This window comes from Candidatus Acidiferrales bacterium, from assembly GCA_035934015.1.
Taxonomy (GTDB): Bacteria; Acidobacteriota; Terriglobia; order Acidiferrales; family UBA7541; genus DAHUXN01.
On the sequence record DASYYH010000016.1, the window covers coordinates 378,699 to 398,091 of the forward strand.

Annotated in this window: 17 protein-coding genes; 6 read left to right on the forward strand and 11 right to left on the reverse strand. The window is 54.5% G+C overall.

Going from position 1 to position 19,393, the window contains the following annotated elements:
• Positions 1-30: 30 nt before the first annotated feature.
• The 5 genes from bamA to lysS all read right to left on the reverse strand — a co-directional run bounded on the left by bamA (position 31) and on the right by lysS (position 9,408).
• Positions 31-2,925 (reverse strand): outer membrane protein assembly factor BamA, encoded by a 2,895-nt coding sequence (gene bamA, locus VGR81_08970; GenBank protein ID HEV2289070.1) that lies wholly within the window; start codon positions 2,923-2,925, stop codon positions 31-33.
• Between the two features lie 77 nt (positions 2,926-3,002).
• Positions 3,003-5,396, reverse strand: coding sequence for an ATP-dependent Clp protease ATP-binding subunit (locus VGR81_08975; GenBank protein HEV2289071.1), 2,394 nt, complete (start codon positions 5,394-5,396; stop codon positions 3,003-3,005).
• A 36-nt stretch (positions 5,397-5,432) separates the two neighbouring features.
• Positions 5,433-6,221: an ABC transporter ATP-binding protein gene (locus tag VGR81_08980; GenBank protein HEV2289072.1), complete on the reverse strand. Its 789-nt coding sequence runs from the start codon at positions 6,219-6,221 to the stop codon at positions 5,433-5,435.
• A gap of 371 nt (positions 6,222-6,592) precedes the next feature.
• Positions 6,593-7,819 carry an ABC transporter permease gene (locus VGR81_08985; GenBank protein ID HEV2289073.1) on the reverse strand — a complete coding sequence of 409 codons (1,227 nt, stop codon included), beginning with the start codon at positions 7,817-7,819 and terminating at the stop codon, positions 6,593-6,595.
• Entirely contained in the window at positions 7,816-9,408 is a 1,593-nt protein-coding gene (gene lysS, locus VGR81_08990) for a lysine--tRNA ligase (protein HEV2289074.1), read from the reverse strand. Before lysS ends, VGR81_08985 begins: the two co-directional genes overlap by 4 nt.
• A gap of 397 nt (positions 9,409-9,805) precedes the next feature.
• Here lysS and VGR81_08995 point away from each other — a divergent pair, with 397 nt between their 5' ends.
• The 6 genes from VGR81_08995 to VGR81_09020 all read left to right on the forward strand — a co-directional run bounded on the left by VGR81_08995 (position 9,806) and on the right by VGR81_09020 (position 13,919).
• Positions 9,806-10,225: a hypothetical protein gene (locus VGR81_08995; GenBank protein HEV2289075.1), complete on the forward strand. Its 420-nt coding sequence runs from the start codon at positions 9,806-9,808 to the stop codon at positions 10,223-10,225.
• Positions 10,226-10,402: 177 nt separating this feature from the next.
• Positions 10,403-11,047, forward strand: coding sequence for a sigma-70 family RNA polymerase sigma factor (locus tag VGR81_09000; protein ID HEV2289076.1), 645 nt, complete (start codon positions 10,403-10,405; stop codon positions 11,045-11,047).
• Complete coding sequence (locus VGR81_09005) at positions 11,044-11,706, forward strand: hypothetical protein (protein HEV2289077.1); 663 nt, start codon at positions 11,044-11,046, stop codon at positions 11,704-11,706. The genes VGR81_09000 and VGR81_09005 overlap by 4 nt, the downstream gene beginning before the upstream one ends.
• Complete coding sequence (locus tag VGR81_09010) at positions 11,706-12,590, forward strand: DUF4097 family beta strand repeat-containing protein (GenBank protein HEV2289078.1); 885 nt, start codon at positions 11,706-11,708, stop codon at positions 12,588-12,590. The genes VGR81_09005 and VGR81_09010 overlap by 1 nt, the downstream gene beginning before the upstream one ends.
• Complete coding sequence (locus tag VGR81_09015; protein HEV2289079.1) at positions 12,583-13,179, forward strand: shikimate kinase; 597 nt, start codon at positions 12,583-12,585, stop codon at positions 13,177-13,179. The genes VGR81_09010 and VGR81_09015 overlap by 8 nt, the downstream gene beginning before the upstream one ends.
• Positions 13,180-13,274: 95 nt before the next feature.
• Positions 13,275-13,919, forward strand: coding sequence for a hypothetical protein (locus VGR81_09020; protein HEV2289080.1), 645 nt, complete (start codon positions 13,275-13,277; stop codon positions 13,917-13,919).
• A 73-nt stretch (positions 13,920-13,992) separates the two neighbouring features.
• Here the strand turns inward: VGR81_09020 and VGR81_09025 are convergent, their stop codons facing one another.
• The 6 genes from VGR81_09025 to VGR81_09050 all read right to left on the reverse strand — a co-directional run bounded on the left by VGR81_09025 (position 13,993) and on the right by VGR81_09050 (position 19,301).
• Complete coding sequence (locus VGR81_09025; GenBank protein ID HEV2289081.1) at positions 13,993-14,937, reverse strand: PDZ domain-containing protein; 945 nt, start codon at positions 14,935-14,937, stop codon at positions 13,993-13,995.
• 203 nt (positions 14,938-15,140) lie between these two features.
• A complete protein-coding gene (locus tag VGR81_09030) occupies positions 15,141-15,923 on the reverse strand; it encodes a DUF4097 family beta strand repeat-containing protein (protein ID HEV2289082.1) in 783 nt (260 codons plus the stop codon).
• Positions 15,924-15,948: 25 nt separating this feature from the next.
• The gene (locus VGR81_09035; protein HEV2289083.1) at positions 15,949-17,262 is read right to left on the reverse strand and encodes a hypothetical protein; all 1,314 of its coding nucleotides are present in this window, start codon (positions 17,260-17,262) and stop codon (positions 15,949-15,951) included.
• Entirely contained in the window at positions 17,263-18,282 is a 1,020-nt protein-coding gene (locus VGR81_09040; protein HEV2289084.1) for a HEAT repeat domain-containing protein, read from the reverse strand.
• Between the two features lie 16 nt (positions 18,283-18,298).
• Positions 18,299-18,937, reverse strand: a complete 639-nt coding sequence (locus VGR81_09045; protein ID HEV2289085.1) for a sigma-70 family RNA polymerase sigma factor — start codon at positions 18,935-18,937, stop codon at positions 18,299-18,301.
• A 148-nt stretch (positions 18,938-19,085) separates the two neighbouring features.
• A complete protein-coding gene (locus VGR81_09050; GenBank protein HEV2289086.1) occupies positions 19,086-19,301 on the reverse strand; it encodes a hypothetical protein in 216 nt (71 codons plus the stop codon).
• Between the last annotated feature and the right edge of the window lie 92 nt (positions 19,302-19,393).

The following is a 19,393-nucleotide window of genomic DNA, read 5'->3' on the forward strand; positions in this document are numbered from 1 at the left end:
CACACCATCACAAATGCCGAGGCTATGTCATCAGAATGTGCGACCCACCGTGAATCGGAATGTGCCATGGGGCTCGACGAGGCCCGTGGGAAATCTCTGAACCTGCTGGTCCAGCAACTGATCCAGAACAGGGACGATCTGCGATTGCAGAACGCCCGGCGGCAAGCCAGCCATCTGCGACGGGCTGATGTAATACGCGCCGCGCGGCCCTTCTATCGTTTGATTCAGTCGCAAAGCATTGAACGCATAGTAAAAGCGAAATGGAGCATGGATAATGGGTAAGAAGACAACAAATTCGATTCCCGAGGATGTCCGCGGTTGGAAATTTGTTCCCGGCACAATCGTCAATCGCTGAGATACGACCGCGTTCGGGAAAAGAGGATTCGGAAACTCCGAGTTCAGCTGCTGTTCTGACGTAGGATCGACTTGCAACTGGCTGGGACGCAGGATGCCATCCAAACCTGCATCCGTGAATAGATTCATGCTGACAGGTCCGGCGATAGGTATCCGATATTCGAAGTTGAAAACGCCTTCGACGTCACCACCGGGCCGCGTGGCGAAGTATTGAAGCATGGGAATGCTGACTTGCTTGGCTACGGGTGCACCGGTTGGGCCCAATTGCGTTGGATCAATGTAAGTAACCGTCTGGTTGATGGCAGCAGGAATGTAAGTCCACGGCGAGATATTGAAAAACTCAAAACCGCGAATGTCATCCTCACCACCCAAATAGAAGCGGTTGAAAGGCGGAACGACCTTGCCATTAAAGCCAGTAATCCATCCCGCCATGAATCTGATACCGATGACATTTCGCTTGTGATACGACGGGTGGAAGTACTCCATCTGAAACGAATTGGAAATCGAATCAACATTCCCCTGAAGAGGACCGCCCGTAAATCCCACAGAATACGAAAAACTCTTTCCACTCGTGGGATTCATCGAGCTATTCACAGTGTTATATGTGATTGAGGGCGTGAGTGTGCTGGAAACGATTCCGGCCAACTGTGACGGGCCTGCGAGGCTGCTGTACTGCAAGGATTCGAACAACAACTGCGAGGCTTGGCTGAATGTACTTATGCTGCTCTTCGTCCAACCATAATTGATGCCGATGCGCGTAAAGGCAAAGCGGTGCATCGGATAGCTGGCAAACAATGTGAAGCCTTTGCTGTTTTGGCTGTAATCTTGCGCCAGTGCGGGATTGATGGCGACGGACTGGCCGACCAAGATGGATAGCTCTCTTTCCTGGTTAAAATTGAATTTATTCGAGAAGATTGTGAAACCGGTGGAAATCGGGCGGTCAAAAAGATAAGGCTCTGTGAAGCCAAATAGCAAGCTGCTTTCGATGCTGCCGAAACTGCTCGAAAAAGTTAGCGTTTCGCCTAATCCGAGAAAGTTGTTGGTCTGATAAGCCAATCCCAGAAATGTGCCCGCCAAGCCGCTGACACCTCCGTTGAAGCTGATGGATTGCTTGCCCTTTTCGTGAACCTTCAGGGTGATGTCGACGGTTCCCGCTTTTTCGTCACGTTTCAGGTCCGCGTTTTCTTTCTTGATCTCGTCGAAATAGCCCAGTTGATTCAAGCGAAGAATACTCATCTCCCAGAGACGGTCATTGAACAAACTGCCTTCATCGAGCAGGATTTCGCGGCGAATGACTTTATCACGAGTGGTGGTGTTTCCTTGAAATTCGATACGGCGGACGTAAAACTGTTTTTCTTGGTCGAAATCCAGCGTCAGATTGATTGTCTTGGTGGCGGGGTCCTCGTCGAAGCTAGGGGTCGCGGTAAAATCAATATATCCAAAGTCGCCGTAAAGCTTGGTGTATTCGTCGATCGCTTTGCGAATCTTTGAAACGTCAAAAACCTGGCCCTTCTTGACAGGGAAAATGGTTTCCAGGAATTCCGGCTTGAAATAAAGATTCTCGTCGGGGTTTGCACTGCGGATGACGAGGCGGCCCATCCGGTACTGCGCGCCTTCTTCAATTGGGATAGTAATATCCGTGCGAATACTTCGATGGTGACCTACGAGAGGCAATCCATCCAAACCCAGACCATTATGTTCTGTCCTGACCGTCTTGAGGATCGGGTCCTTGATGACCACACGAAAATATCCGTGGTCGCGATACAAACCATCGATGCCGACACCCATGTCCTCGTCGAGCTTATCTTTGTCATAAGTCTTGCCAAACACATTGATGGTGGCAAACCCCAGTGGAATTCCCATAGGTCGTGAGTGGCGCATGGAGCGAATAATCCGGTTGGCCGAAAACACATGATTTCCGGTAATTTCGATGTGGCCGACTTTTACTTTTGGCCCCTCGTCGATATTGAAAGTGAGGCTTACGGAATTTGTCGCGGGAATTTTCTCGTATACGGGCTTCACCGTGGCGAACATGTGCCCGTGTTCGGCCAGCAATTCCTGGATGACGACCTCCGCGCGCTTGACTTTGGTTGGATCAAAACGGCTCTCAACCGTAAGGTCCACCTTGCGGTCCTTGTACGCATCCAAAATGTCGGATTCTGAGATCGATTTATTTCCCTTGTAGGTGATATTGCGAATGGTGGGCCGCTCGGTGACGTAAAACACAATCACACGACCAAGGGGATTTTTCGGGTCATTTTCGACTTCAACGCGGATGTCCTCAAAGAATTGCGAGTTCCATAACGCGCGGAAGTCCCGGCGAATAGCATCCGGGTTATAAGGGTCGCCCACACGGGAAAAAATCCTGGCCATCAGCGTTTCCCGCTGGATACGCAGGTTGCCGACGAAATCAATGCGCGTGATTACAAGCTGCTGCTGAGGATTGTTCGCATTCGATTCCTGTGCGTGAGCAATAGACGGGCAGAAAACAAGGAAATATCCGCACACCAACAGAGCGAGCGGTGCGAATTGCAGACAGGATTTTCTCCTTGCAGCTTGACTCAAAGTCAAGACCGCGCTCCGCCATACAATGTTTCGTACTCCCCCGCCAGACCGACCCCTCAGCTGGCTTGCGCGTGTAGGATTCCCTAGTTGGCCACTGGGGTTGCTTCGACGACCGGACGGAAGCCCAAACCATCACCCGTGAGATAAATCTCCATGATGGCCGGGCGTTGAAGCCCGCCTTGAATCAGCGCCTCCGAAAGCGGATCCTCGACATACTTCTGAAGAGCCCGCCGGAGCGGACGCGCACCATAGTTACGATCAGTGCAAGTCTTTTCCAAAATCCACTGCCGCGCTTCCGGTGTCATTTGAATCTGCACTTGACGGTGGACGAGCGTATCGTTGATTTGGTTTACGAGCAAGTCAATGATGCGCAGCAAATCGTCGTCGGTCAGCGCGTTGAACAAGATCACTTCATCCAATCGATTCAAAAATTCGGGATTGAAAACTCTCTTGACCTCATTCATCACCAGGTCATCGAGACTCTTCGCGTGCGCATCGCCTTCCGCAGAAGCAAAACCAAGCGTGACTTGCTTCTGAAGAACGCGCGCGCCAATGTTGGAAGTCAATATCAGAATCGTGTTGCGGAAATCAACCGTATTCCCGAGGCCATCGGTCAACTGCCCGTCTTCGAAAACTTGCAAAAGAATATTGAAAACGTCGGGATGCGCTTTTTCGATTTCATCAAGGAGAATGATCGAATAGGGCGTGCGGCGAACGCGTTCGGTCAATTGCCCGCCCTCTTCGTATCCCACATATCCCGGAGGTGCGCCAATCAGCTTGGATACGGAATGTTTCTCCATATATTCGGACATATCGAAACGCACGAGCGATTTTTCGCTGCCAAACAGGAATTCAGCGAGGCGGCGCGCAACTTCCGTCTTGCCAACGCCAGTCGGGCCAAGGAACAGGAAGCAGCCGACAGGACGGCCTGGCGCTTTGAGGCCGGCACGGCTGCGGCGAATGGCGCGTGCGAGAGCGGTGATCGCCTTGTCTTGGCTGATGATGCGCTTGTGCAGTTCTTCTTCGATGCGCAGGAGCTTTTGCTGCTCGTCCTCTTTGATGGCGGTCACGGCAACGCCTGTCCAACGCGCCACGACTTCTTCGACGTCATCACGCGTGACTGTGCCCGTGGAGGAGTCGTCAATCTTTAGTTTTTCGCGGAGGGACCGGAGATTTTCCTTTTCCTTGCGCTCTTCTTCAGAATAAAAGCGGGCCTTTTCGAATTCGTGATTGGCGATGGCAGTTTCCATGCGATGAGTGATGAATTTCACGCGCTTCTGCGCTTCGGACACTTCCTCGGGCAGCATGGCCTGGCGGAGCTTGACGCGGGCGCCGGCTTCATCGATCAAATCGATGGCCTTATCGGGGAGGAACCGGTCCGGGATGTAGCGATTCGAAAGATATACGGCATATTGAATTGCTTCGTCGGTGTAAGTCACAGCGTGAAATTTTTCGTAGCGGTCGCGAACGCCCTGGAGGACGCGAATGGCCTCTTCTTCGTTCGGAGCCCCCACCTTCACCGCCTGAAAGCGCCGTTCCAGAGAACGGTCCTTCTCGACGGACTTGCGGTATTCACCCGGAGTCGTCGCACCAATACACTGAATTTCCCCGCGGCTCAATGCGGGCTTCAGGATGTTGGCGGCATCGAGAGATCCTTCCGCCGAGCCTGCGCCAACAAGTGTATGAAGCTCGTCAATGAAGACGATCGCGTTCTGATTCTCCATCAGCTCCTTCATGATGGTCTTGAGGCGTTCTTCAAACTGGCCGCGATACTTCGTGCCGGCAACAATCAAGGAGAGATCGAGGGATAGGATGCGTTTGTCAGCGAGAAATGGCGGAACGTCACCGTCCGCGATGCGCTGGGCCAAGCCTTCTACGATAGCGGTTTTGCCCACGCCGGGCTCGCCGATCAGAACAGGATTGTTTTTCGTCCGGCGGCAAAGAATCTGAATGGCGCGCTCAAGCTCGCGATCACGCCCAACCAGCGGATCGAGCTGACCATCCATGGCCGCCTGCGTCAAATCGCGGCTGAATTCCGCGAGTAAAGAAGTTTCCTTCGGACGATTAACAGGCACTTTTTCCCCCGCACTGCGCGTCATTTCTTCGCGCACCCCGGAAAGGCGCAAGCCACGTTCTTGCAAAATCTCCGCGCCGAAGGATTTCTCCTCGCGCAGAATGCCCAGAAGAAGATGTTCGGTACCGACATGTTTGTGATTGAGACGTTCCGCTTCTTCCGCCGCGTAATTCAAAATGCGGCGGCATTCCTGGCTTAAGGGAACTTCAACAGAAGTGGAAATGCGCTCGCGCACCGTGATGCGCGACTCGATTTCCTTGCGAATGGACTCGATGGAACCATGAGTGCGCAGAAAGCGATTGGCCAGCGCCTTATCCTCGCGCAGCAGCCCCAGAAGGAGATGCTCCGTCTCAATATAGGGACTGCCGTACTGACTCGCCTCGTAGCGTGCAAAGAAAATCACGCGCCGCGCCTTTTCTGTATAGCGTTCAAACACGGGTCACCCGAGCCCTTCCGAGGCCGAAGAAATCCCCGACGCGACGCGCCCCGAAGGGCGACGCGCGAAATTTCCATCGCCTTGCTTCAACAAACCATGCTCCAAGCTCAACACGCGGTCGGCGCGTTCCGCAAGGGATAAATTATGAGTCGCAAGAACTGAAGTCAGATGATGAGACCGATGCAGGCGTTGCAGGAGACCGAAAATCGACTCCGTGTTCGCCTCGTCCAAATCGCCGGTCGGCTCATCCGCAAGCAACACCCGCGGGCGAGTTATCAGAGCTCTGGCAATCGCCGCGCGTTGTTGCTCACCGCCTGAAAGTTCGCTGGCGCGATGTCCAGCACGGTCGCCCAGTCCCACCTCAGAAAGCCACTCTTGCGCAGTCTGCAGTGCAGCCCGTCCCGCCACACCCCGTATCAGGAGCGGCATCGCGACGTTTTCGGCCGCGGTGAAATCAGTCAAAAGCTGATGTCGCTGCCAGACAAACCCTACAGCAGAACTGCGGAAATTTTCCAGATCACGCTCCCCAAGCGTCTCCAGCAAATTTCCGTCGAAGTATACTGTACCGTTTGTCGGCGTGTCTAGAGCAGCCAACAGATGAAGCAGCGTGCTTTTGCCCGAACCGGACGGGCCGACGAGGGCGACCATTTCGCCGCTCGAAATGGAGAGGCTGACTCCGTCGAGGGCCGTCACTTCCCCGCTGCCAGAGCGAAATACCTTTCGCAAGCCTTCCACGCGAAGCAGCGCCTTTTGCTCCCCGTGCCCGATTTCTAGTACGCCTTGCCTCGTCATCGTACTTGTCGCTTCGCTCGTCATGACAGCAAGCTCTGCAATCTCCTGTTCAATTCCTGGGCCGAAACCTACTCCGTTTATCGCTTTAGTTTCTATCTCTTATCGGCTGTCGATTCCTATCTCTCAGTCGTGGCTCCAAGTTCTTGCACATTTTGTGTGCAAAAGTTCCGTTATGCCTCTCGAACCACTCATGATGACCCAATTCGCTACACTTCCAATTGTAGCATGTTGCGTTTCTTCTCTGCTGTCCATGAGGTTCCGAATTCGCCACCGATGACGAGTACTTCCGTCATGGAACTCTAACGCCACCTGCACTCATTAAGATGCGCGTAAGCAGGTCGCGGGATAAGTGTCGAGTTAAATTTTCGTTGTTATTCTGAACGCAGAATTTCTACGGGAAGGGTTCGCGCCGCAGCACCGGCGGGGTAAATCGTTGCAACAGTGGCGATGATCAATGCGGCGGCAGCGATCCAGACGGCATCCCAGGCATTCGAGTGAAACGGAACATAGGGAATCGAGTAAATCTCAGGATTGAGGGGCACAAGTTCCCATCGATTCGCAATCCACGAAAGGGAATATCCAATGGCAAGGCCCGCGGCCGTTCCCGCAACACCAACCAGAAAGCCCTGCAGCACGAAAATGTTGCGGACTTGGACACGACGCGCGCCAAGGGTCATGAGGACCGCAATGTCGCGGACCTTCTCCGTAACTGTCATCGCGAGGACAACGAGAATATTGAGGCCGGCTACGAACGTGATCAATCCGATGAATATTGCAGTGACAAGTTTCTCGAGGCTCATGGCACGAAAGAGAGCCTGATTTTCTTCCATCCATGTCGTTACGTGGTAGTCGGGACCGGCTTCGCCCGAGAGAGTGTCAGCGATTTTTCCAGCGTCGTCGAGATTATTGACGCGGACTTCCAATATGTTCACGACGTCACCGATTCCGGCCAGCGACTGAGCTTGCGAGAGCGTGATGAAGGCCCAGTTGGCGTCATAGTCGTAGAAGCCCGAACTGTAAATTCCCGTTACGCGGAAGCGGCGGGAATTCGGCTGCAATCCAAAGGGAGTAAGGCTCCCTTGCGGTGTGAGCGCGGTAACGTAGTCACCCAGCTTGATTCGCAATGTGTCAGCGAGAATACGACCGATCAGGATGCCGGGAATGCCGTAGGAATCGGGCGTGAAATTATCATTCCCTGAGATCACGTGATCGAGGGCTGAATCCCAGGTCTTTTCGAGCGGAACGTCAATGCCTTTGAGCACCACACCTTGCGCTCCGCTGCCTGCCGAAAGAAGAACCTGGTTATAAACCGCCGGGGTGATTTTGGCGACACCGGGAGTGGAGGCCAGACGAGCCATCAATTCCCGGTAGCCTCGGATGCTGTCTGTACCGTTCGGTTTGATATTGATATGCGCAGTTACGCCTAGCAAACGATCACGAATCGCGCGACGCGATCCGGTATTCATCGCAAGCGCAATCACGAGCGTGGCGACGCCGGCGGCAACGCCAACGACAGAGAGGAACGTCACGAGTCGCAAGACAGGCGGCTTGTACTGCGACCGCAGGTAGCGCCGCGCGACCATCCATTCAAAACTCATGGGTTTGTCTCGCCCGTGGTTGCCGCGGCAGCGGCGGCATCCGTCTCAGCGTCCTTCTGCGGGCGAAGCGTCGGAAAGAGAATCACTTCACGAATCGAATGGGAGTCCGTCAAGAGCATGACCAAGCGATCGATGCCGATCCCTTCCCCAGCCGTCGGTGGCATGCCATGGGCCAGCGCGCGGATGTAATCCCAATCAATTTCTTTTGGCATTTCCGCGCCGCCAGACTCGACTTGCGCGCGGAAACGGCGTTCCTGGTCGATGGGATCGTTCAGCTCGGAGAAGCCATTGGCCAACTCCATGCCATTAATGAACAGTTCGAAGCGCTCCGTGACCGAGGGATCGTCTCTCTTACATTTCGAGAGCGGAGAAATCTCCGTAGGGAAATCGCAGATAAATGTGGGCTGAATGAGATGCGCTTCGGCGACAGCTTCGAAAAGTGCGCCAGTCAATTCGCCGGCTGATGACTTCTCAATACCCTCCAGAAGATCGATCCCTTTCGCGCGCGCAAAAGCGTTATAACGTTCAGCAACGGCACGCGGGCCGTCCGACCTCGTAAGTTCTCCCATATCTGGCGCGCGCCCAGCGTCGGAGGGCCAGAATTTGCCGATGGCTTGGCGCATGGACATGGACTCGAAATGGGCAAAATCGATTTCATGTTCGCCATATTTCACTTTCGTATCTCCGCAGATGGACTTCACGACTCCCGTAAAGAGTTCCCCCGTAAGCTTGATGAGGTCGCGGTAGTCGCTATAGGCCTCGTAGAACTCCAGCATTGTGAATTCCGGTGTGTGAATCGCATCCACTCCCTCGTTCCGGAAGTTGCGATTAATTTCGTAAACGCGATCGAACCCGCCGACGACAAGCCTCTTGAGATAAAGCTCCGGCGCGATACGCATATAGAAATCGACATCAAACGCGTTGTGGTGAGTGATGAATGGCCGCGCTGTAGCCCCCCCAAGAATCGGATGCATCATTGGCGTTTCGACTTCCAAGTAACCGCGCCCATCGAAGAAATCACGGATATAGCGGATGATCTGGGCGCGGCGCAAAAATACATGCCGAGCGCGCTCGTTGGCGATCAGGTCCAGATACCGACGGCGATAGCGCATCTCGACGTCCGCGAGGCCGTGCCACTTCTCAGGAAGTGGTAAAAGAGACTTGGTGAGCAAAGTTAACTGCTCAACCCAAAGAGTCAGCTCGTTTGTTTTCGTACGAAAAAGATGTCCTGAAACTCCAATAACGTCGCCCATATCAAGAAGTTGAAAGAGTTGGTAAGTTTTCTCGCCAACAACGTCGAGCTTGACATAAATCTGCAGCCGCTGGCCCTGCCCTTGGATGTGCGCGAAACCAGCCTTGCCATGCAGGCGAATCGTTATGATGCGCCCAGCGATGGTTGCTTGAATATTCGAAGCCTTTAGGTCATCCGCGGTGAGCTGGCTATATTTTTCAATAACTTCCGCGGGCGTCTGCTCCCATTGGAACTTGTGTGGATAAGGATCGAGGCCGAGGGCAATGATTTCTTGGAGCTTTTTGCGCCGTTGAAGAAGCTGGTCGCGTGGCTCAAATTGCAATGGTTCGGATTCCAAGCAAAATCCTTTCGGAGGTCCATGGGCAGTATAGCGGTGGCATTCTCTCAGCGTCAAGAAAGGGCCGCATTTCCTTGGGTAATAATATAATGCGGACAGGTGCGGGGTCATGCATCTTCGGGCAAAAAGGCAAACATCGCAGGCCTACCGTAGTGTCCAGGAGGACTGGATTGCCCGGCTCCCAAAAGAGAAGTCCGGCGCATTTTCCAGGATCGTGCGTAATTGGGAGGCCGACTATGCGATGCTCTCGATTGCCCTGAACGAAGCCCTGGAGCATCGTTCCCGAGGCGCACTCGGATGTGCTCGAGCTGAAGTTGAAATTGCCGGTGCAGTGGTCGACAAGCTGGCCAGGCCGCTGGTGAGTGCATGTAGAACGCTCGCGAGCCACGGAAGGCGATTGGCGGAAGTTCCGCCGGTCGCGCCGCTGGATCCGGAGTTTTATGCCGGGGAAATCGCCAAGCAAAATGCCGTATGGAATCAAATGCTTCACCGTGTGCTCTTTGCGAGCCGATCACGGTATTTGCACAAACTCCGGGCGCTGGAGTTGACCCTGAGTGTCTCGGCCGATCAGTTCGCTGAAATCGCCGAAGGGCTGGCCTCCGGTGTGGAAGAGCAACCGGGACAATCATGGGCAGCTCTAGATAAGTTGCACTACGACTTGAATACTTGCCTGCGAGAGATGATCGTGGTTCTGAAATCTTTCCTTCGAGCCCTTCCGGAGTCACGCCTCGAGTCCTTTCAAAACGAAATGGATGTTTGCGCGGTGGAAGGGCGAATGCGGCCCCCCTCGCGTCTGCCAGCGCGTGTTTCAATCTAGACGCGCGGCCAAATTCCTAAGACAATGGATTGGCGAGTAGGCCTTCCCCAGTCAGGGGGTGGGCTGCCGCAAAGGCTCAGGCGCAAGCATTGCCAACCGATGCTTCCCTGGAATACTTAAGGACAACTTCTGGAGTGGGCGGTGCATCGGAACATCAGGTGCGCCGCGACGGGAATCGTGGCCCGAACGAGGCGAATCGAAAACGGCGAATTGCCAGAAGCGGATGCGATCCGGCTGGCACAACAGGGTGACGCGGCAGCATTCGAGCGGATCTACCAGCTCCACAATCGCCGGGTTTACTCTTTATGCTTGCGGATGGTCGGAAACACGGCAGAGGCCGAGGATTTAACACAAGAAGCGTTTCTGCAACTGTTCCGCAAAATCAGCACGTTTCGAGGAGAGTCGGCGTTTTCCACGTGGCTTCACCGGCTCGCCGTTAATGTTGTATTGATGCGGTTGAGGAAGAAAACCGGCTCCGAAACTTCGCTCGAAGAAGTCACTCAGCCGGATGAGGAAGGCGGGGGACCGCGAAGGGATTTTGGCGCACCGGATCTGGGGCTGAGTGGATCGATCGACCGGGTGAATCTGAAACGCGCGGTGGATCAGTTGCCGGCGGGTTACAAAGCAGTATTTGTGCTGCATGATGTACAGGGTTATGAGCACAATGAAATTGCAGAGATCATGGGCTGCTCGATTGGGAACTCGAAATCTCAATTGCACAAGGCCCGGATGCGTCTCCGAGATCTTCTCCATGAAGCGGAAAGAAATAAGGCCCGGGAAGAGCGTCAGGCTTTCAAGCGTGATGCGGCGGGCGAGGATTGAATGTCATGGCATCTATGAATTGTGAAGAGTTTTGGGGATTGACGGAAGATTGGATCGAAGGGAACCGCCACCCAGCGGCGGTGGCACATGTATCTGCCTGCGGCCGATGCCGCAGCCTGGTTGCAGATCTCGAATTGATCCGTAATGCCAGCGCGGATCTGGCTCTTGATGAAGAGCCCCCCGCACACCTCTGGCGATCCATCAAGTTCCAATTGGAAAAAGAAGGCCTAATTCGTGAGCGCCAGGCACATTGGTGGGAGGGATTAGGTTCGTTTGGGGTGCTGCGGCCAGTCTTCGCGAGTGCGTATTTGGCGGTGATTATTGCTGGCGCTATGTTCTTGGGAATCCCAGCCAATACGAATCGATCTGCTGGAAACCATGAGGCATGGCTGAATCGCACTCAGACAGCAATGGCTCCTTTGGCGACAGAGCTTTCGGAGCAACCGAGTGTCGGGATAACGACTTCGAATCCTGCGAGAGCCGATGACGTGACAACTGTGTTGAATCGAAACCTAGCAATTGTTGACAAGATGATTTCAATGTGTGAAAAGAGCGTTCGTGAGGATCCGCAAAACGAAATGACTCGCGATTATTTGTACACTGCCTATCAGCAAAAAGCGGATCTGTTGGCCACGATGGCGGAGAGCGAGGGACGGTAATGGAAACTTCCTGGATGGCAAAGGCGCACTTCACGTCGACGTGGCGCGCGGCGAGCACTTGCGCGGCGTTTCTTCTGGTCGGAGCCATATCTCCAGCCTACGCACACCACATGGACAAACAATTTAGCGTCCAGGTTCACCCGCTAATCACTCTGCATAATCCCAGTGGCCATGTGACCATTTCATCGTGGGACAAAGCGGAAGTCGTAGTGGCGGCCGATCATAACAGTGACAAGGTGGAAGTGGACGCGGAACAATTTGGAAATCGCATCGACATCATGACTCACCAGCTTGCCGAGGATATCGGCCCGGATGAACTTCAAGCGAACTATGTCATTACCGTTCCCGAAGATTCCGAACTTCAGATTCACAATGATTCAGGAACCGTAGAAGTCTCCAAGGTCCTCGGCGATATGAACGTGGAGACCGTCGCGGCGGGGATCAATGCGGAAGACATCGGCGGCTACTTTGTAGTTCAAACCGTTGGGGGCATGTTTGAGTGCATGCGCTGCACTGGACGTCTCGAGGTACGCTCGATCAGTGGAGATTTGAAGCTCATTGACGATCACAGTTCCAGCATTTTTGCCCAGACTTCGACAGGCGATATCCTTCTCGATGGTGATTTCCTGCCTAACGGCAGCTATCGGCTGAAGAACTACAGCGGCAAAATCAATGTGCGCTTCTCGCCTGGGGATTCTTTTGACGTCAGCGCGACATCCTTGCACGGTACCGTAAACAACGAGGCAAAGCTGAACCCTCCTTCTCATCCCCATCAACGCGTCCCGCGCTACTCGCGCAGCCTGTTTGGCAGTATCAATCAAGGCCGCGCCAAGCTGGAACTGTCGTCGTTCGATGGTACAATTAATATTCAAAAGCGTGAGTGACGCATCCAATTCCACCAATCAGTTCTCACCAAGTAACGCACACTCGACAGGAACTCGGCCCAATCGCCGCTTGATTGCCCTGACTGGTTTTATGGGCTGCGGGAAGTCCACTGTAGCGCGGCTGCTTGCACGTCAGATCGGCTGGCTCCACATCGACCTTGATAAGCGTATCGTCGAGCGAACCAACCTTTCCATTCCCGCCATTTTTACGAACCTTGGCGAGCCGACCTTTCGTGAAATTGAGCACGAAGAACTAACGCGCATCCTGGGAGAGGCAAAAGAAAGTGGCCGGCCAACCATTGTTTCGCTCGGGGGAGGAACGCTGGTGCAGCCACAAAATCTCGAAGTGCTGCACCAGTCCGGTTGCGCGACAGTGTGGCTGAATTGTCCCGTGGAAGAGCTTCTGCGGCGCTGCTCGCACATTACCGACCGGCCTCTTTTTCGCGACGAAGCCAGTTTTCGAGAGCTCTACACCCAGCGATTGCAGTTTTACCAAAAGGCGGAGTACTCCGTAGAAAGTGCCGTGGAACCCTTGCGCGTGGTGCAGAATATTATCGCACTCGGCATTCTGGAAGGGGTTCCTGCATGATTTGCACGCCCAGGGTTGTTCGGCGAGTTTGCGGCCTGCTGGCCGCGGGATTCTTACTTTGCACCAACGCGGCGCGGGTTCCTGCCGCGGAAGGCGTGAAAAAACACTTTGCTCTAATTGCCGACGGCGGAGTGTTTCGTGCCGAAAAGGGAAAATTTCGCGACATGGTGGATGGAAAGCAAGTTGGTTCAGAGCAATATGAAATCTCTTCCGATGGGGGAGAGTGGGTGGCCCGCGGCGAGGCCGAAGTGAAATCCGCGAAAGGGCCCTCGACGCACATCACCTCCCTGCTTCGGTTGACCCCCGACGGCTCGCCCATTCATTACGAGTGGACAACCACGACGGGAGACAGGAAGGCAACTTCCTCAATTGATTTTTCAAATGGTACAGCGTCGATTCAGCTCGTGGTGAATGGAGGAAAGCCGTTCACACAGCAGTTTCTCTTTAAGACTCCGATTGTGATCATTCTCGACGATAATATGTATCACCAATACGCAATCTTAGCGCGAATCTACGATTGGAATAAGAAGGGGCAACAAACCTTCCCTGTACTTATTCCGCAGGAAATGACCCCGGGTACAATCGTTGTGCAAGCCGAAGATCCCGAAGATGTGGACGGAAAAAGCATGCAGCGCCTGCGCGTGCACACGACGGACTTGGATCTGACTCTTTATCTGGACAAAGACCGCCTGTATCGGATCACTGTGCCGAGCTCTGATGCGGAGATTGATCGAGAGTAGAAAGGGTTCTGCCCGAAAAAATCCGCACAAAACGGAGCCTTTTGTCCAACCACAGAAATTGAAAAAAGCGCGTCTAAAGCGCAGCACTGCGAGTCGCAGCAGGCCGCACAGTAGGCGGTTCGATCGATACGGTCACTGATTTCTCTGCGCCTTGCCGAACGATCTTCAGCGATACATTTTTTTGATCGCGCTTCTTGCGAAGCTGGTCGCGGAGATCACTGACAGTTTTTACGGGTGCGTCATCGACATGCGTGATCACATCTCCGGCTTCCAAACCTGCTTTGGCTGCTGGAGTCCCGGGAGTAACAGAGCGAATTAACACCCCGGAATCACCGGGAACGCGAAAGTAGTTGCCAAGCTGCCCGTTGACGTCTTCCGCCTCGATGCCGAGGACAGGAGTCATACCCGGGAACATTTCAGGCATTTCAAAATGAAAATTGAGCATGCGTGGTGGAAGAACCTCACGCAATCGCGTCTCGGCGTTATCGGATAGATTTCCCACTTGAATCGATAACTTTGCCTCACGCCCATCACGCATTACGGTGACGCCCACCGCGCGCCCGGGAGGCGTTTCGCGCACTAGGCGCCGAAACTGGACCGTGCCTTCCACTTTCGTCCCTTCGTACTGCAAAATCACGTCATTCGGCTGCAGACCAGCTTTTGCCGCGGGACCGTTGGGCAGAACCTGGGACACCAGAACCCCAGTGGCTTCGGGCAGTTTGAATTCCTTTGCCTGGTCCGCAGACACCTCGCCGATTTCGATGCCGAGCCAGCCTGTATCTTCAGCGGAATTCAGTGCGAAAAGTTGTTGCGCTTGCTCCGCGGAGGTTCGCGCCTGTTGCGCGATTCCAGACTCATTTGCTTCGAGTCTGGCGGTAAGAGCCTCCAATTCCTCGCGATTCATCCCATTCTCCGCCATTTTTGCCGCCACCTCCGACTGAAGATGCTGCACCATATCTTCGAGGTCTTTGCTCTTAATCTTGAGTTTTCCCTGGAGGTCTTGCAGATCGCGCTGCAATCGTTCCGTGCCGATAGCAACGCTCGGACAACTCGGGATGGATTCGCTATTCGAAGACGTTTGTGCCGCTGGGGTCGTTGGACGAGACTGTGAACGGGCCCTTGCAGCTGCCAGACCAACCGCAAATATCCCGAGAGCCATATATCCTAGGTACGTTGAAACGCGCATAATTGTTCTCCGTCGCAGAAGATTTTCAGACCGTGTTAGACGATGGGCCTTCCTTGCACAAGCCGAATTCCACCATTTACTGTGCGCATCGAAATTTCGCCGCCGCCAGTCCCCAACTGACCTCGAAACACTGTTGAACTGTATGCCCCGAGAGTACGCAGCGGAAAGTCGGACCGAAAATCACCATTGCGGTTGACCACGGCGATTTCTGCCGCGGCATCGATCGGAACGGAAAGCACGATCGAGCCGTTGACCGTTGAGAGCTCCATCGGATCGCCTTGCGGAAGGGATCTCAATTGCAGCCGCACATCTCCGTTCGTCGTGCGTGCACTGAACCGGCCGTCGCTATCGACCACTTCCACGCTGCCGTTGATCGAATTCAGCACTCCCGCTCCCGAAACACCCCGTACATTCACATCGCCATTTACAGTTTCGAGTGCGGCCAATTGGATTCTGTAGGGAACGCGAATGTGATACTCCACCGTCACTTCGACTCCGCTTCCTCGCGGATATCGAGTACCTACAGTTACGCTGTCGCCATCCGTTTCTACATCGATTTGCACGCGCTGCAAATCCTGCGGATCATGTAACGCGGTCTTGATCGCGCGAACTTCCACTTGATTGCGGTCCCAGCCATCGACTTGCACGGTACCGTTCGTATTCGACAGCGCGAACACTCCGCCAGCGGGCAAGGGATAGGTTTGGTCAAAAATCTCTGTTGAGGCGAAGGTTGGCAGAGCGGCGAAAGCGAAAAATAGCAAGAATACGGAGAGAAAATAACTGTCTGCGAGTACTCTACAGGCAACTGACCTCCTCATCCCCTTTCTCCTTTCCTTTCGCGTGTCATGGCTGATCCGGTGGCAATGCTTTTTTCAGGTCACTCAAATTCATTTCCAGCTGTTTGCGTAGTTTTTCCATTTGCTGATTTAAGAGGTCTATCTGTTGCTTCTCGCGCTGTTCATCATTCAGAATCAGTCGAATATTGCCAGATACCGTGCGCAGCACGAGCCTGGGCCCTCCCCCGTTCAATGGCCCTTCCGCGCGCACCACCTGGCTGCCTTCATCGGGCTCTCCGTAAGTCATATGCAAAGGAAACGCGGGATCGACAATCACGCGATGATCGCCACCGAGCTCAACCAAAGCGTCGATCGTGATGGGCAGTTCCTTCGGAAGATAGACGACGATGTCGCCTTCGCCAGCCTCAAGACTGCACAGGGTGCTCAACTTTGCATCGGGGCCAAACCAGGCCGTAATGCCACCAGAACCTGTCGAGGCGCGCACCGCGCTCTCAATTTGCATCAGCGAAACATTCCCCGCGCCTGTCTCAAGCTCCGTCGGCCCCGACGCGTGCACAACGCGAATTCCTCCTCCGCCGGTCCGCGCGTGGATCACGCCTGAAGCATCGCCAACCTCGATGTCCCCACCCCCAGTGCTTACAATCAATCCCGAGCCAGCATGCTCGAGATAAATATTTCCGCCGCCGGTATCGAGTCTTCCCGCGCCGGTGATCGACGCGACACGAATGTGCCCGCCGCCCGTGCGCAAGATGGCAGTGCCGTTCACGGATCCCACACTGACGTCGCCGCCACCAGTCTGGGCGGTCAAGTTTCCTGATGCACTCTTAACGATGATGCTGCCGCCGTCGGTGATGAGCCGCGCTGGACCGATCTGCCCAGTGGAAATGTCGCCGCCATCCGTTGCCGCAAGAACCTGTCCTTCAATATCGCCAATGCGAATACCGCCGCCATTCGTGGAAATATCTAGATCGTACTTTCGGGGAACGGCAACTTCGAAGGTTACCCAGAGGTGTTGCCCCCAGTGAAGATGCGGCGAGCGGCCAATCAGAAGCACGCCGTCAGGCGTATTGCGTGCAGCTACGGCGAATGCATCGAGAATTCTTTGTGCGTCCAGGTCACTCGAATCCGTCTCCAAGTGAATGCGATAGTTGACGTTGGGCGAATCTTGCGTGGTGATATGCACATCACCTTCATCGGTCATCAGATGCAAGCGCATTCCCAGGCTTGTAGAAAATTGACCCGTCTTATCCGCCGTGAGACGTCCTGAGTCATTCGCCTGCGCAGGAGGCGCACACAGCAGCGCTGAAGCAACCACCGCGACTGCAAAGAATAAGTATTCTCTGTGCTGACGCGATCTCATTTAGTTTTGCCCCGGAGTCGCTTGCTGTATGGCCGCGGCGCTCTGCAAGCGTATATAAACATTTGAATCGCCTTGCGAAAGGTCGCGCAGAACCTTGATTGCCTCTGGGTCCGACTTCAGCGCGCCACGCTCAGACAATGTCCGCAAAGAATTGACGGCTTCAACGCGTACGCCGATATTCGCATCCTTTACCACTGCATCGAGCATGGTTTGAATCGAGGCCGGATTCGGCGGCGCATCAGTCAGCGCCTCGAGAGCCTTTAGCCGTACGGCTGGATTGTTGTCAACGCGCTCGACCTGGCAAAGCGCCTGCTCGACTTCGGCATCGCTGGCGCGCGCCTTCAGCAAGTCCACAGCATTGATGCGCACATCTGGGCCAAAGCGGCGGCCGTTGCGCAGAACATACAACAACACTTGCTTCACTTCTTTGTCATCCACTGTGCCCTGCACAACCATTGGCTTCTGCGTCGTGATCTGTACCTCGATTCGCGGCGGCAGATTGCCTTCGGCAGGAACCCAGCTGATGCCGGAAACGTTGGAATTCTGCAGCTCCTGACTGTCCAGTCCCATTGAGTTCAGTGTCGCAACCCGTGGCGTACCGGAGGCTGGCGATACTCCCTGAAAATGGCGCGGCGCATACATGCCAACGGAAAATCCAATTAAAATCAGAGCTGCAGCGCTGGCGGCAGGATGCAGCGCCAGCCAGTGCGCAGGAAAAATCGCCTCGGCCCAGCGAGCAAAAATGCTGCGATGATCCATTTCGTCGAGAGTGTCTTCGAGACGATTGCGGCAGCTCGCCAATAATGCAGCCGATGGTTCCGGGCGTTGGTGCGGGGTCAAAGCGGCCAGCATACGCCGCTCCGCTTCCAGCGCCATCATGCACGGATGGCAGTGATCGAGATGCTCCTCAAAGGAATTTCGCTCCGCCCCTTCGAGTTCGTCAATGGCGTAAAGTATCAGTTGCGTTTCAAATTCCGGGCATGCTTGCGCGCCGGAGGTTGGAAGAGAGTCTTGCTGCATAAAATACGCTCCTTGCTTATCTCATGCCGCCCAGGCTGGCGCGCAATTTGCGCGTCGCCCTGAACAGCGAATTCTTTACCGTCTCTTCGGTCGTGCCAAGCATGTTGCCAATCACACGCAGCCGAAGTCCCTCGTAATGCTTCAATTCAAAAACCATGCGCTCGCGCGGCGATAATTCCTTGAGCGCCGCCGCAATATGTTGGCCGAGCTCCTGCCCCAGCAGATGGCGCTCCGGATTGGCCGCCGCCCGATGCTCCATTTGCTGCTCGAAGAAATCCGGCGCTGTGCCGTCGCTCTCTGCGGCTTCGGGCGCTTGCTCTTCCCGCCGCGTGGTCTTGCGCCGCAAATGGTCGAGGCACACATTCGTCGCAATCCGGTAAATCCAAGTGTAAAAGCTGCACTCGAACCGGAACCGACTGAGATTCCGGTAAGCGCGAAGAAACACTTCCTGGTAAATGTCGCGTGCGTCTTCGTTGCCGCGAACCAAACTGTAAGCCAGGCGAAGAACCTCGCGATCGTACCGGCGGACGAGTTCCTCAAAAGCCGGCCGGTTGCCGGCTTGAGCCTGACGGACCAGGACCTGTTCGTCCGTTTTTTGCACCGCTCGCTGTCTTGCCGCTCCTTCGAGCGCCACAACCATCCCCGTCGAATTCATAGCCATAGCCGAGGGCGACTTGCCTGTCGTAGGGCCCGGCCGTCATACTCGTTTCTTGGCGAGTCAGCTGACTTGGCCACTTTGTCGTCCCTACACCCAATTGGACGGCGGTTATCGCTTTAGGTGAGCACAAATGTGGCCTGCGACGCTAGCGCGAAATACGCTCTCCTAAACGGATCAGGCCGTAAACGACCACACAAATGATGAAATCCAGACCGGTGCCCAAGTCAATTTTGTAGGTCTGATGGCGCAGGTCCATAGGGAGATAAGCGAAAAGCGAAAGAAAATAAATAGCGTTGCCGATAACAATCGCCGCCAAGTATTCAAGCCATCGCCGCAGTTCGGTTCCCAGGAATCGCGCCATTTTCTTTGTTCGCAATCATCCTGCAATATGCTTTGCAATTAATGAATATAGGACGGGCGAAGCTCCTAGTAAAATATTATGCGATACAGAAG